The sequence below is a fragment of the Diplocloster modestus genome (assembly GCF_019042245.1).
In the GTDB taxonomy this organism is placed as follows: domain Bacteria; phylum Bacillota; class Clostridia; order Lachnospirales; family Lachnospiraceae; genus Diplocloster; species Diplocloster modestus.
This window is the reverse complement of the sequence record NZ_JAHQCX010000003.1, coordinates 16,668-30,648: the sequence shown is the minus strand read 5'-3', so window position 1 is coordinate 30,648 and position 13,981 is coordinate 16,668. Positions and strand designations below refer to the sequence as shown.

At 48.5% G+C, this 13,981-nt stretch carries 11 protein-coding genes; 8 read left to right on the top strand and 3 right to left on the bottom strand.

Annotated features, from left to right (window positions below; translation table 11 throughout):
- Nucleotides 1-37: 37 nt before the first annotated feature.
- From cls to KTH90_RS05135, 3 genes are all read left to right on the top strand, one after another.
- Nucleotides 38-1,516: a cardiolipin synthase gene (cls, locus tag KTH90_RS05145; RefSeq protein WP_158350876.1), complete on the top strand. Its 1,479-nt coding sequence runs from the start codon at nt 38-40 to the stop codon at nt 1,514-1,516.
- A 142-nt stretch (nt 1,517-1,658) separates the two neighbouring features.
- Nucleotides 1,659-2,366: a winged helix-turn-helix domain-containing protein gene (locus KTH90_RS05140; RefSeq protein ID WP_158350877.1), complete on the top strand. Its 708-nt coding sequence runs from the start codon at nt 1,659-1,661 to the stop codon at nt 2,364-2,366.
- The gene (locus KTH90_RS05135; protein WP_158350878.1) at nt 2,363-4,096 is read left to right on the top strand and encodes a HAMP domain-containing sensor histidine kinase; all 1,734 of its coding nucleotides are present in this window, start codon (nt 2,363-2,365) and stop codon (nt 4,094-4,096) included. The genes KTH90_RS05140 and KTH90_RS05135 overlap by 4 nt, the downstream gene beginning before the upstream one ends.
- Before the next feature lie 44 nt (nt 4,097-4,140).
- Here KTH90_RS05135 and KTH90_RS05130 read toward each other — a convergent pair whose 3' ends face one another.
- The 3 genes from KTH90_RS05130 to KTH90_RS05120 all read right to left on the bottom strand — a co-directional run bounded on the left by KTH90_RS05130 (nt 4,141) and on the right by KTH90_RS05120 (nt 9,231).
- Nucleotides 4,141-7,143, bottom strand: coding sequence for an EAL domain-containing protein (locus KTH90_RS05130; protein ID WP_238726375.1), 3,003 nt, complete (start codon nt 7,141-7,143; stop codon nt 4,141-4,143).
- A 38-nt stretch (nt 7,144-7,181) separates the two neighbouring features.
- Nucleotides 7,182-8,633, bottom strand: coding sequence for an extracellular solute-binding protein (locus tag KTH90_RS05125; protein ID WP_158350881.1), 1,452 nt, complete (start codon nt 8,631-8,633; stop codon nt 7,182-7,184).
- Between the two features lie 175 nt (nt 8,634-8,808).
- Nucleotides 8,809-9,231: an Hsp20/alpha crystallin family protein gene (locus KTH90_RS05120; RefSeq protein ID WP_238726374.1), complete on the bottom strand. Its 423-nt coding sequence runs from the start codon at nt 9,229-9,231 to the stop codon at nt 8,809-8,811.
- Nucleotides 9,232-9,517: 286 nt separating this feature from the next.
- On the opposite strand from KTH90_RS05120, the gene KTH90_RS05115 reads away from it, so the two are divergent.
- The 5 genes from KTH90_RS05115 (at nt 9,518) to phoU (ending at nt 13,876) form a co-directional block, all read left to right on the top strand.
- Complete coding sequence (locus tag KTH90_RS05115; RefSeq protein ID WP_158350885.1) at nt 9,518-10,450, top strand: phosphate ABC transporter substrate-binding protein; 933 nt, start codon at nt 9,518-9,520, stop codon at nt 10,448-10,450.
- Nucleotides 10,451-10,598: 148 nt separating this feature from the next.
- Nucleotides 10,599-11,543 (top strand): phosphate ABC transporter permease subunit PstC, encoded by a 945-nt coding sequence (gene pstC, locus KTH90_RS05110; RefSeq protein WP_158350887.1) that lies wholly within the window; start codon nt 10,599-10,601, stop codon nt 11,541-11,543.
- A gap of 25 nt (nt 11,544-11,568) precedes the next feature.
- Nucleotides 11,569-12,405, top strand: coding sequence for a phosphate ABC transporter permease PstA (pstA, locus tag KTH90_RS05105; RefSeq protein ID WP_158351011.1), 837 nt, complete (start codon nt 11,569-11,571; stop codon nt 12,403-12,405).
- A 46-nt stretch (nt 12,406-12,451) separates the two neighbouring features.
- Nucleotides 12,452-13,210 carry a phosphate ABC transporter ATP-binding protein PstB gene (gene pstB / locus KTH90_RS05100; protein WP_158350888.1) on the top strand — a complete coding sequence of 253 codons (759 nt, stop codon included), beginning with the start codon at nt 12,452-12,454 and terminating at the stop codon, nt 13,208-13,210.
- Between the two features lie 15 nt (nt 13,211-13,225).
- Nucleotides 13,226-13,876: a phosphate signaling complex protein PhoU gene (gene phoU / locus KTH90_RS05095; protein ID WP_158350890.1), complete on the top strand. Its 651-nt coding sequence runs from the start codon at nt 13,226-13,228 to the stop codon at nt 13,874-13,876.
- Nucleotides 13,877-13,981 lie beyond the last annotated feature (105 nt).

The following is a 13,981-nucleotide window of genomic DNA, read 5'->3' as shown; positions in this document are numbered from 1 at the left end:
TGTTTGTGGTATCATATACGAAAAGGAGGATTCCACTATGCTAGAGACAGCGTGGGGTTATGTTGTTACAGGCTGGGACTGGATTATGAGTAATCTCATTTATATTAATATTATCCTGGCTATCTTGATTGTGTTTTTCCAGCGGCGTGAACCGATGACGGTCTGGGCATGGCTTCTGGTGTTATATTTTATACCGATACTGGGTTTCCTACTTTACCTGGTTCTGGGACAAGATCTGCATAAAAAGCATATGTTCAAGATGAAAGAAATCGAAGACGAGATGAACTATGCGATCCGAAAGCAGGAAGAAACGATATATAAAAATGAGTTTGAACCGGAAAATGAGGAGATGAGCCGTTTTTCGAACCTGATCCTGTATAATCTGGAAGCTTCCCATGCGGTATATACCACAGATAATGAGGTTTCTATTTACACGGATGGAAATGATAAGTTAAAGGCGGTGCTGGAGGAGATAAAAAAAGCCAGGCATTATGTCCATCTACAATATTATATTATTAAGAACGATGAGATGTGGAAGCCCATCGAGGATCTGCTGGAACAGAAGGTGAAAGAAGGGGTCGAGGTAAGAATCCTTTACGACAGTATGGGATGCAGGTCTATGAAGGCTTCGGACTGGAAGCGGATCCGCTCCAAAGGGATCATTACGGGAGAGTTCTTTCCCGCTGTTCTGAAGAAATTTCAGATGCGTCTGAACTACCGGAATCACAGGAAGATTATTATTATAGATGGGAAGTCTGCGTTTGTCGGAGGGTTTAATATTGGCCGGGAGTATCTGGGGCTGAATCAGAAGAAGTTCGGCTACTGGCGGGATACCCATTTAAAAATCAGCGGCTCGGCAGTTCTCTCACTCCATATTCGTTTTATTCTGGATTGGAATTATGCCACCAAACAAAATCTGTTCGTTCAGGATAAATATTTTGTGGAGCAGGAGGATATGGTAAAGGGCAGGAACGCGATTCAGATTATATCCAGCGGCCCTGATTCCAAAGTGCCCAATGTCAGGGATAATTACCTGAGGCTGATCCATATGGCCCAGAACCATATCTATATCCAGACCCCCTATTTTATACCGGATGAATCGGTGCTGGACGCTCTGAAGATCGCTGCGTCGTCCGGGGTGGACGTGCGGGTTATGATCCCCTGCAAACCGGATCATCCGTTTGTATACTGGTGTACGTATTCTTATATCGAAGATCTGCTGGAGGCCGGAGCCAAATGCTATACCTATGACGACGGTTTCCTGCATGCCAAAACCCTGACGGTAGACGGGCTGGTCAGCTGTGTGGGAACGGCCAATATGGATATCCGCAGCTTTAAGCTGAACTTTGAGGTGAACGCTACGATTTACAACCAGGATACGGCCTATAAGCTGGAGCAGATATTCCTGAATGATCTGAAGCGGTGTACACATGTCACACCGTATGTGTATGCCAGCCGTTCTCTGCTGATCCGCTTCAAGGAGCAGTTCTGCCGGCTGTTATCCCCGCTGCTGTAGAAAATCCCGGGACTTAACATAGATTTAACATAAGGACTATGAAAATTTTACAACTGAGTGATATGGTTTAACAACAGAAATGAAATTAGAAACGGTACAGTAATAGAAACAGCATAGAAAATGAACGGGGGCAGGTGCGACAATGAAAACGATCCTGGCAGTAGATGATGAAGAACATATCCTGGAATTAATCGCATATAACCTGGAGGCCGGCGGATATGAAGTGCGGAAAGCGGAGACTGGGGAAGAGGCGCTGGAAGTGCTGAACAGGGAAAAGGTGGATCTGGTATTGCTGGATCTGATGCTGCCAGGAATCGACGGAATCGAGGTGCTGAAGCAGATTCGAAGTGATCCGGTAAGACGGAAGCTACCGGTTATTATGCTGACGGCCAAGAGCGATGAGATCAGCAAAGTGGTCGGCCTGGAGCTGGGGGCGGACGATTATCTGGGAAAACCGTTTGGCGTACATGAACTGCTGGCCAGAATTAAGGCGGTTTTAAGAAGAAGCGGCGGAGCGCTGGACCGGTCCTCCCAGGAGGAAGAAGTGCTGGTGGTGGATCATATCGTGATCAATAAGAGCAGCCGGGTGGTTTCCGTTGACGGGAAGCCCGTGGAGCTGTCGCTGAAAGAGTTCGAGCTTCTGTACCTGCTGGTCCGCAACCGTGGGCGGGTACTTTCAAGAGATATGCTTCTTGAAAAAATATGGGGATATGACTATCTGGGCGAGACCCGGACGGTGGATGTCCATATCAGGAATCTGAGAAAGAAGATCGAGAAGGATGATAATCATCCGCAATATATTATAACCGTGCGGGGCGTCGGATATAAATTCGCCCGGGAGAGCGTATGAGACGAAAAATATTTATCACATATCTGATACTGATCGTTGTAACCCTGACCGCTGCTGTCGGGGTATTTTGGTTCAAGGGATATAATTTTATCGATGACCAGAGCGCTGTGCAGTACGAGAGCCAGGCCCGGATGCTGGCGGAGATCTTTTCCGTCCAGGAAGAATATGATCATATGGACTATCAGGAATTCGTGGATACCTATGGCAGGGAATACGGGGTCCGGATCACGCTGATTCAGCAGGACGGTACTGTGGCTGCGGACTCGCAGGCTCTGGGGAGCCTGGATAATCATGACAACCGGGAAGAGGTGCAGGAGGCGCTGAAAGGCGTGACCGCCAGTGCCAGGCGGTATTCCGAAACCATGCAGATACAGACTTTCTACACCGCCGTACCCGTCACCACGCCGGGATTCCAGGGAGTATTGCGGGTATCCGTGCCTATGGCCGAGCTGAACAGCCTGACGGCTGAACTGCTTCAGACCGTGCTGGCCGCGCTGGTATTTATCTGTATCGTTGCCCTGCTCATGGCGGACTGCTTCAGCCGGTATCTGATCCGTCCGCTGGATGAGGTGACAAAAGCGGCGGAAGAAATCGCCGATGGAAATTACGGAGGGAAGATCCATACCCGCCAGAATGGGGAGATCGGCCGCCTGGCCTATACGTTCAATGAGATGTCCCAGACACTTCGGATACACGTGGACCGCCTGGAACGTCGGAACCGGGAACTGGAGGCTATGCTGTGCAGTATGGACAGCGCGGTAGCCGCCATCGATGATCTCAATACAATCCTGTTCTATAACGACGGCCTGGTGAAACTCACGGGGAGCGGTACACGGAACCTGACAGGACAAGCTCTTTACAGTGTGATCCGAAATTCGCTGATTTTTGATGTGGTGGACAAAGTGCGCAAAAGAGGGGACAGCTTTGTGCAGGAGGGTAGGATCAGCAACGGGCAGGACCGATATATCCGTGTGATGGGAACGCCGCTGCACGAACTGGAGGATAAGAACCTGGGCGTTTTGCTGATTATCGAGGATATCACAGAGATCAAAAAGCTGGAAAATATGCGCAGCGATTTTGTCTCCAATGTGACCCATGAACTGAAAACGCCGCTGACCTCCATCCGGGGATTTGTGGATACACTGAAAAACGGGGCCATCCATAATGAAAAGATCGCCATGAAATTCCTGGATATCATCGACATCGAATCGGAGCGTCTCTATCATCTGATTCAGGATATCCTGCTGCTCTCGGAGATTGAATCAAAAAATGACTATCAAATCGAATTCTGTGAGGTTAATCAAGTGATCGGAGAAGTAATCGAACTGCTGGAACCTAAGAGCAGTGAGCATACCCAGCTGATCTTCCATCCACAGGCCTATGTAAAGCCTTACCCCTGTAATCGGAACCGGATCAAGCAGCTGCTGATCAATCTGGTGGATAACGCGATCAAAAATACAGAAGTGGGTCAGGTTCAGATCTCTTGTTACAGCAGTGACCATGAACTGCATCTGGAGGTTTCCGATACCGGGATCGGTATCAAGGAAGAGGCACTCCCCAGGATTTTTGAACGTTTTTACCGGATAGACAAAGGCCGTTCCCGCAAACAGGGCGGGACCGGCCTTGGACTCTCGATCGTAAAACATATCGTAGAGATGTATAACGGAAATATTCAGGTCACCAGTAAGCCTAACGAAGGGACGATATTTACCGTGACGCTGCCTTATTGACAGGCATCGGTACAGATGCTTAGTGAAGGAACGATGGAAACGGCCTAAAGAAGGCCGGATGCCTCGCGGATCTCACGGATTACCTGCTCCGGGATCTGCGGAATATCAAAATCAGCCTTCGCGATGTAGAAGCCCTGCAGATAATCCACACCACATTCTATGAGGGTCAGAAGCTCTGCCTTCGTCTCCACGCCCTCTGCCAAGACTTTGATGTCCCGGTCTTTGGCATAGGAGATTAGATTCGTCAGAAGAGCATGGCGGTCATCGTCGTGGTCGATATCGTGGATGATGGAGATATCCACCTTCACCAGGTCAGGGCTCACGTGGATGAGCACAGTTTCACTGTTGAATCCTGTGCCAAAGTCATCGATGGCGATCTGTGCGCCCCATTGGCTGACGATCTTCTGCTTCGCGTGGATATTGTCGGAGCCGAACTCTTCACTCTCGGTCAACTCCATGATGATGCGGGGCAGCAGATTATGATACTGGTTCGTGAGATAATCCAGATCAGTTGGCGTAAGGATCTGATTGCCGATGGAATTGATGAAAATATGTTCCTCACTGCCGATTTTTCCGAGCCTTATCTGATGGTTGAAGGCTTCCAGGGCTTCAAACCATGTGAGCTGTTCCATCTGATAGAGCTTGGACTGGGATTTTGCCAGCCGGAATAAGGTCTCCAGGTTTGACAGCTGTTCGATCAGCGGGCGCATCAGCATTTCATACCCGTACACCTCTCCGGTGACAGCGGATATGATCGGCTGGAAGGCATAACGCACCAGCCGGTTCTCCAGGAAACGGTTTAAGTCATCCTGTCCCCAGATCAGAATGGATTTTTCCTTGTAGGATTCCGCTTCGAATTCATAGATCATGCCTTTTACCGTATGCTTAATGTGATACATGGCAAAGTCGGACAGACGGAGCAGTTCCGAATAGTTGTCGGAGTCATCCGGATACCACGCCATTCCGCCGGATGCCCGGACTCTTAACGTAACGCCGTCCGGCATATCGATATAGGTCTCAGACAGAACGGACCAGGCTTCGTCGATGCAGGCCTTGATCTCTTTCTTTGTCTCATAGCCATAGAGAAAGACATTAAACTCATCGCCGGAACGACGGCCGATTAAAGCGTTTTTATATTTGAGGAAACAGGTTAAGTGATCAGCAAATGTTTTAATGTAACGATCCCCGGAATCATGGCCATAGGAGTCGTTGACAAACTTTAAGTTATCCAGATCAAACATGATAAGAGCAGCCACTTTAAGTTCATCTTTATGATCCCGGAACAGTGTTTCTATGCGCCCGTCCAGGGCACGGCGGTTATAGATATTGGTCAGTATGTCATAGTCACGCTCATAGGCCAGCTGCTGCTGAGCCTTGATATTCCGGGTAACGTCCATGAAAGCCCCTAAGAATAGTTCCCCTTCTGTTTTGTAGAACAGACGTACATAGACGTCCGAATCCTGTTTCTGCAGATGATAAATATCCTTATCGGCATCATAAGGATTGGCAAGGGTGAGTTCCATTCGCTTGCGGAATTCAGACAGAAGGATATAAGTATCATTTACAGGCACATCCTCCCAGCCCAGTACCAGAAACAGCGTGCGGCTGCAGAATACCAGCTCTTCTTTTTCATAATACTCATAAACGCCCACAGGAAGATTGGCCATGTTGATAATCTTGGAAGTCCGGGCAGCGGCTTCCGCCGCGCGGCTGCTCAGATCCTCGATAACCGTGGTGAGCGTGTCGATCTCGTTTAACTTCACACGATTTAGACGTATGGGTTTCGTTGGATCGCTCTGCCGCAGATCTTCGATCAGATTGGTGATCGGTGAGGTAGTAGCTTTGGCAGCGATAAAGATCATCACCATACCGATGACAAATGCCAGCAGCAGGGCGGCCAGGAAAAGCCCCTGAACCCGGTAGGAGAAGGACAGCAGATTACTGTCATCCAGCATACCGATCAGAACCCACTGGTTTTTGACAAACGGCGTATTTACATCATACAGCTTTAGGGGCTGCACAGAGGCATAAATGGTCAGATCCGTCTTGGATCTCGCATCAAGTTTCACTATATTGTTATAATCATAGGGTATGGTTGTTATGGCCGCCGGAGTGCTGAAATATGCCTGATAGACAGGACCGCTGGATACTACAGGCTCATAAGTAAGGCCGTCATCACGGGTGATTCCCAGTAAATAAGCGCCGGCTTTGTCTGAGGCCAGTTCGTCGTATTTCAACTGGCTGGCCAGATAATCCAGGGTGATATCCACACCCAGAATCGCCAGTACCTCTCCCTGTTCGGAGAGCAGAGGAATGGAATAGGTGATAATTTTGCGGTCCATTTCCGACATGTTAAACGCGCTGCTCCAGAAGGCAAAATACCGGCTGTCCCGGTTTTCGACAGGCACATCCTCGGCGGCCTCCAGGGGGGCATAGAAGAAACGGGCATTATCAGCCGTTGGGTCGCCGAAGGTGAAGGACGAACTCCAGAAGCTGTCCATAGGGATATTCATCGACTGGGCGATGGCCGGCAGGCCTCTCTCCAGCAACAGATCGGCATTGGAGTTCGAATAGGTGGCCGGATCATAGTCCCGGACATAGAAACCGGGATAGGAGGTGAGATCCCCGTCCTCCGTGGGAGCGTTCAGAATCAGAAATGCCCCTGTCACCGAGTTGCCGCGGAGCATACTGATGATGTGCGTGGCTGACTGGGTCAGGATGGTCTGACACAGTTCGGAATCTGTTAGGACTCCCTCTTCCATAATGCCGTTCTGCTGCGCCTCGCTGCGGATGATCTTGCCCACTTCGCCTGCGCAGGCCTCAGTTTTGGACCAGCGCTGTATCATCTCGTTTTCCAGATATACTTTTCTTCCGGAAGTCTTTTCATTTAAAATATCAAATGCGTTGGCCCTGGTTTCTCCCAGAATATTTCCACCCAGAAAAACCACAAAATAAATTCCTAATTGAATCAACAGCACGGCCACTAACAGGAGGATCAGCTGACTGAAAATCGTGTGACCCTGTTTTTTGTGGGTGTTTTGCTTCATTCAGACATCCCCCTTTGCTGTTGAATTTAAGGCGTGCATTATTTGTTGATAGCCTGGTTGATAGCCGTTTCAAAGGAATTAAGCCAGTTTTGGAAATTCTCATCAGTATTATACTGGGCCACTGCGTCCGCGCGGGAGGTACCCTGGCTCATCAGATTCCGTATCTGTTCTAAGTCCGCGTTAGCCTGATCCATCATGGAATGCTCTACGATATTCCTGGCGTCAAAGCCATTCTTGAACGCCTTGCTGGTATAGAAGGTGTAATTCTGTGTCATGGATACTCCAATGTCCAGGCTGGACCGGACGATATCGGAGACCGGCTGTTCACTGTCCGAGATAGCCTGATCGATGGCAGACTGGCTATTGCCTTCGTAGGTGACGGGGAGGTAACCGGAACTCATGGCAAACCGGACATTCTGTTCCGGAGCGGTAAACCATTTTAAAAATGTGACGGCGGCTTTTTCCCTTGCCTCGTCGGATTTGGTCACTACCATACCGGCTCCCTGCTGGACCGCCATAGCGTTATCGGTTCCTTCAAAATTAGGCAATGGATATACGCTGCCTTCGATCGGATAGGAGGTGCCGTCCGAGGAAGTAACTTCGGTAGGAAAATAGGTGGCGCCGCTGGACGCGCATACCATAGCCACCAGATCTCCGGTTTTCATATCATCGCTGCGAAAACGTCCGTAAGCGCCGTAATAGCCATTAATATAAGGAACATAAAAGTTATCCCACAATTTCCGCATCACTTCCGCATTGACCTGAAGATTCACTTTACCTCCGGAAACCTGGAACAATTCAGTCCCCAGCTGCTTACTGCCTATGATGATGTAATTGGCGAACGCATCACGGCCAAAGAAGACTTTCCCGTCATCCGGCACATCCGGCGTCTGGGCATCTGTCCATTTATAATATTCCTCCGAAGCCCTGGCAATGCCTTCCCAGGTACTCAGTAAAGTTGTATCGATTCCAACCGCACTGCTGAACTCCTGCCATGCGGTATTATTTAACATGAGCAATTCTGTCGATTTGGCCACCGGGAAGATTTTGAGATCCCCATCGTCGCTGAACCGTCCTTCTTCCAGATAAGAAGCGACATATTGATCCATCTCTTCCTGCGACAAATACGAAGAAAGGTCTGCCGCCATATCCAGCTGGTCAATCTCATAGGCCGTATCTGCATAAGCCGCAAATACATCGGGCACCTCATCTGCGCCGATCTCCCCGTGGATCGCTTTTAATACCTTATCCGTCAATTCGGAGATAGTTCCCTGATTCTGGGAGTCCACCACAATTTTCTGCTCCGCGCCGACCGTTTCATTAAATTCCTGTACCAGTTCATCAAAAATCTGCTGTTGAGCTCCATTATAATAGTGCCAGACGATCACGCTGGTAGGAGTTTCTGACTTAGAGGTACTGCCACATGAGGTTAAACCCAGTGTCACGACCAGACTTGACAATAGAACAGCCGTTATTTTACGTATTTTCATAGTGAATCCCCTTATCCTATTTTTAGATGTTAGTTCTATTATAGCAGGTGCGAATATTTTTTCAATTCATTTTAAAAGGAGGCTATAAAAAGAAGGGATCCAGGTACATTCTATAATAAAAATCAGCCTGACCGGTTTGGCTCCGGCCAGGCTGTCTAATGAAAAGAAGATGGAATTATTTTACTTCTATTTTCCGGGGTTCGGGCACAACCGCTTCCAGTTTGGGCAGCTTCAGCTCCAGAACACCATTGGCATAGGTAGCGTCAATGTCGGAGGTGTTAATATTCGTAACATCGAAGCTTCTGGAGAAGGAGCCGTATCTGCGCTCCCGTCTTACATAGTTGTCTTTTTTCGTTTCGTTTTCTTCGTTGTGTTCCGCATGGATCGTCAGTGTATTGTCGTTTAAGTCGATGTGGATATCTTCTTTCGTAAAGCCCGGAAGATCCGCTTTCATTGTATAGTGATCACCGTCATCGATAATATCGGTACGGAACTGGGAAAGGTTCTGGTCCATATCTCCGAAGAAATTCTTCTCCAGATTGTCCAGATAATTGAATAAATTATCTTCTCTGCGGCTAAAAGGCATTAAGTTTAACATATGAATTCCTCCTTTTATGATGTTGTAAACTGCTTGCTAAAGAGTTTACATAACTGTTTTTTCTTTACGATTATATAGTAACTCCGAATTGTGTATAAATTGTGTTATAAATGTGATAAAAGTGTGAAATTTAGCACTCGACAGGATAGAGTGCTAACAAAACCGATTTTACATAAAATTTACATAAGGAAAATACGGACTTAATAGGAAGCGATTAAATTTAGATACCGTAGAGAACAAAAATAAAACAAATTAGACAAACAATATCTTGAGGAGGATATGTGTAATGAAAAAGACAATTGCGGCTTTATTGACAGGAATCATGATGATCGGATTAACAGCCTGCGGATCTGAACCCGCAGCGAACGATGCCGGACAGGCAGCTGCCACACCGGACACAGCAACCGAGGCTCCGGCGGCCACCGCCCAGACCGCACCGGCAGACGCTAACGCCACACAGTCGGGAGCAGCCGGAGATGAACTTTCCGGAACGATCACCATGTCAGGCTCCACCTCTATGGAAAAATTTGCGAATGCTCTGGCGGAGGCTTTTAATAAAGCGCATCCCAATGTAACCATTACCCCTGAATTCACGGGATCATCCGCCGGTATTGAGGCAGCCCTGGCCGGTACCGTAGACATAGGTAACTCTTCCAGAAATCTGAAGGATGAGGAAAAAACCGCAGGAGCACAAGAGAACATCGTAGCCATCGACGGAATCGCTGTGGTTGTGGATCCGGCTAATACGGTCACCGGATTGACCAAGCAGCAGTTAAGTGATGTGTACACAGGAGCGGTCAAAAACTGGAAAGACGTGGGCGGTGCTGATCAGCCGATCGTAGTAGTGGGCAGAGAAGCAGGATCCGGTACCAGAGGTGCATTTGAAGAAATTCTGGGTATTGAAGAAAAATGTGCTTACTCCAATGAGCTGGACAGCACAGGCGCAGTAGTGGCCAAAGTGGCTTCCACCCCCGGGGCCATCGGATATATTTCCCTGGATGTACTGGATGACAAGGTGAAAGCAGTGGCACTGGACGGGGTAGAACCTACGGTAGAGACAATCAAAGACGGCAGCTATTTCCTGAGCAGACCTTTCGTAATGGCTACCAAGGGTGCGGTGGCAGATCAGAGCCCGCTGGTACAGTCCCTGTTTGAATACCTGAAATCAGATGAAGGAAAAGCGTTAGTTGAATCTGTTGGACTGATTTCCGTCGATTAAGTTCGAGAAATCAATGTCGCAGTAAATGCGACTCTGGAGGAACGCACAGAGTGCATACCTGAATTGAGTCGCAGTAAATGCGACTCTGGAGGAACGCGCAGAGCGCATACCTGAATTGAGTCGCAGTAAATGCGACTCTGGAGGAAATATGGCAGAACAAAAAACGGGTAGCTTTTCCATTATCGGAAGCTATAAAACAAAAAAAACGATAGAAAAGATTGCACAGGTGGTATTTACCATCTGCGCATTCTTCGCTGTGCTGGCTGTTTTTTCCATCACTTTATATATGATTATGAATGGTACACCGGCTCTGCATAAGATCGGACTCACCGATATCCTGTTCGGATCCGAGTGGGCCCCTACGGCGTCAGATCCCAAGTTTGGGATTCTTTATATCATTCTGACTTCGATTCTGGGAACGGCTATGGCGATCCTGCTGGGGGTTCCCATCGGTGTGATGACAGCGGTATTTCTGGCGGAAGTAGCGCCGAAGAGGCTGGCAGCGATCGTCAAACCTGCGGTAGAACTGCTGGCTGGAATCCCTTCCGTGATCTATGGGCTGCTGGGCATACTGATTCTGAATCCTCTGATGTATAAATGGGAACTGGCTCTCTTTAAGGGCTCCGAGACCCACCAGTTTACTGGGGGAGCGAATCTGTTATCCGCAGTGCTGGTTCTGGCGGTCATGATTCTGCCCACGGTGATCAATATCAGTGAATCCGCTCTGCGGTCCGTGCCGGACCACTTAAAGGCGGCGTCCCTCGCCATGGGAGCGTCCAGGATTCAGACCATTTTTAAAGTGATTCTGCCCACGGCAAAATCGGGCATTATAACGGCGATTGTACTGGGAGTCGGCAGGGCGATCGGGGAAGCCATGGCGATCACGCTGGTATCCGGCAGTTCGGTAAACTTCCCTCTGCCCTTTAACTCCGTACGTTTTCTGACTACGGCGATCGTGGCGGAGATGGGCTATGCCGCCGGGGAGCATCGGCAGGTACTGTTTACCATCGGTCTGGTACTGTTCGCATTTATCATGCTGATCAACATCGCTCTGACCAAAATATTAAAGAAGGGAGCGTGTGAACGTGAGTAACAGTATCTGCAGAAAACGCGTACGAATGTCAGACTACATTCTAACAGGAATTATCTATATGTGTGCTTCCGTGTCCATTCTTCTGCTGGTCGGAATCGTGGGATATGTATTTGTCAAAGGGATCGGTCAGATCAACTGGAAATTCCTGACCACGGTACAGAGCCCGACCCAGGGGACCTTTGGTATCGCGGGGAATATTGTAAACACGCTGTATATTATCATAATCACACTGCTGATCGCCACCCCGATCGGGGTGGGCTCTGCGGTTTACTTGAATGAATATGCAAAACCCGGCCGGATCGTAAGACTGATCGAATTCACGACGGAAACCTTATCCGGTATCCCTTCTATTATATTCGGTCTTTTCGGCATGGTGTTTTTCGGCACTACCCTGAAATTAGGCTACTCCATTCTGACCGGGGCACTGACACTGACCATTATGGTATTGCCGCTGATCACCAGAAATACCCAGGAGGCGTTAAAGACTGTACCGGAATCCTACCGGAGCGGTTCCCTGGGAATCGGCGCCACAAAATGGTATATGATTCGGACCATACTCCTTCCCTCCTCCATGCCGGGGATCGTAACCGGCATTATCCTGGCGATCGGAAGAATCGTAGGTGAGTCCGCGGCGTTATTATTTACCGCTGGGAGTAGTTTTCTGCTGCCCAAGGCAGGAGAGTGGCTGGGAAAAATCACAGAATCCGGAGGGACGCTGACCATCCAGCTGTATCTGTGCATGAGCAACGCACAGTATGGGGAGGCCTTCGGAATCGCGCTGGTACTTCTTATAATCGTACTGGGCATCAATATACTGACAAAATATCTGTCAAAACGTTTCGATGTTAACAGCCGGAAATAAGAGTGCCTGAATATAGTCGCGTTAAATGCGGCACCTGGAGGAAAGTATGGAGAACACGAAGATCAGTATACACAAATTAAATTTATATTACGGGCAGAATCATGCCCTGAAAGATATTGATATGGACATCAGCGCCAACGCCATCACTGCGTTTATAGGCCCCAGCGGATGCGGCAAATCCACATTCCTGAAAACTCTGAACCGTATGAACGATCTGGTAGACGGTGTGAGGATAGAGGGAGAGGTCCTTTTGGACGGTGAAAATATCTATGACAGCAAAGTAGATACCACACTACTGAGAAAAAAAGTAGGAATGGTATTCCAGCAGCCGAATCCTTTTCCCATGAGTATCTATGACAATATCGCGTACGGTCCCAGGATTCATGGAATCAAATCCAAGACAGAACTGGACGAAATAGTGGAAAGAAGCCTGCGGGGCGCAGCTATATTTGACGAAGTAAAAGACCGGCTGAAAAAGTCAGCGTTAGGGCTCTCAGGAGGCCAGCAGCAGCGTCTGTGTATAGCGAGAGCCCTGGCCGTAGAGCCGGAGATTCTGCTCATGGATGAACCCACCTCTGCCCTGGATCCCATATCCACATTAAAGATCGAAGATCTGATGGTAGAATTAAAAGAAAAATACACGGTAGCGGTTGTAACCCACAACATGCAGCAGGCCAGCCGTGTCTCCGACATGACGGCGTTTTTCCTGTTGGGGGATGTCATCGAATATGGAGAAACCCGGCAAATCTTCAACAATCCCAGGGAAAAGGAAACAGAAAACTATATTACCGGACGTTTCGGTTGATAGGAGAGAACAGACATGACCACAAGAGTAGTATATTTGGAAGAATTAAAAGATTTAAATAATGACGTCATCAGAATGGGGACATTTCTGGAAAACTCCATTGACGATATGGTAACCGCTTTGCAAAACATGGACAAAGATCTGGCCCGGGAAATTATCGAGAAAGATGATTTTGCCGATGATCTGGAACGAAGCATCGAGCAGCAGTGCATCCACATTGTGGCAAAACAGCAGCCGGTCGCCACAGACCTGCGCAGAATCACTTCCTTTATGCGCATCATATCCGACCTGGAGCGGATCGCGGACCACTGCAGTGATATCTCCGAATATATCTTAAGTATCGCCGACGGTCCTGAGATCCCCATGCCCGACCATATCGAAGAGATGATCAGGGAAATGAAATACATGGTAAAACAGACCATCGACAGCTTCGTTGAAGAAGACGAACAAAAAGCGGTTGAAGTAGTGAAACACGATGATGTCGTGGATGATTATTTTGAAAAAATCAAGGATGAACTCTGTACTGCGATGAAGCATAATCCCAGTCAGATCCGGCAGTATGCGGACTATCTGATGATCATCAAATACGTAGAGCGTATGGCCGACCACGCTACGAATGTGGCTCAATGGATCGGGTTTATTGTTACGGGAGATTTGGTGCTGTGATAGTTAAGGGCCGGCTTCAAGTCATTTGAACCCACGAGAGGTGCCTCCCGCTTTCAAAAGGCCCAGCCGCTTCCCTCCCTTGGTATAAATAGAATTTACCTGGTG

Bases quoted from the DNA above. Each gene is read 5' to 3' on its own strand.
- pstB (WP_158350888.1), top strand. From the start codon at position 12,452: ATGGAGAACACGAAGATCAGTATACACAAATTAAATTTATATTACGGG.
- KTH90_RS05120 (WP_238726374.1), bottom strand. From the start codon at position 9,231: ATGTTAAACTTAATGCCTTTTAGCCGCAGAGAAGATAATTTATTCAAT.
- phoU (WP_158350890.1), top strand. From the start codon at position 13,226: ATGACCACAAGAGTAGTATATTTGGAAGAATTAAAAGATTTAAATAAT.
- pstC (WP_158350887.1), top strand. From the start codon at position 10,599: ATGGCAGAACAAAAAACGGGTAGCTTTTCCATTATCGGAAGCTATAAA.
- pstA (WP_158351011.1), top strand. From the start codon at position 11,569: ATGTCAGACTACATTCTAACAGGAATTATCTATATGTGTGCTTCCGTG.
- KTH90_RS05140 (WP_158350877.1), top strand. From the start codon at position 1,659: ATGAAAACGATCCTGGCAGTAGATGATGAAGAACATATCCTGGAATTA.
- KTH90_RS05125 (WP_158350881.1), bottom strand. From the start codon at position 8,633: ATGAAAATACGTAAAATAACGGCTGTTCTATTGTCAAGTCTGGTCGTG.
- KTH90_RS05115 (WP_158350885.1), top strand. From the start codon at position 9,518: ATGAAAAAGACAATTGCGGCTTTATTGACAGGAATCATGATGATCGGA.
- KTH90_RS05130 (WP_238726375.1), bottom strand. From the start codon at position 7,143: ATGAAGCAAAACACCCACAAAAAACAGGGTCACACGATTTTCAGTCAG.
- cls (WP_158350876.1), top strand. From the start codon at position 38: ATGCTAGAGACAGCGTGGGGTTATGTTGTTACAGGCTGGGACTGGATT.
- KTH90_RS05135 (WP_158350878.1), top strand. From the start codon at position 2,363: ATGAGACGAAAAATATTTATCACATATCTGATACTGATCGTTGTAACC.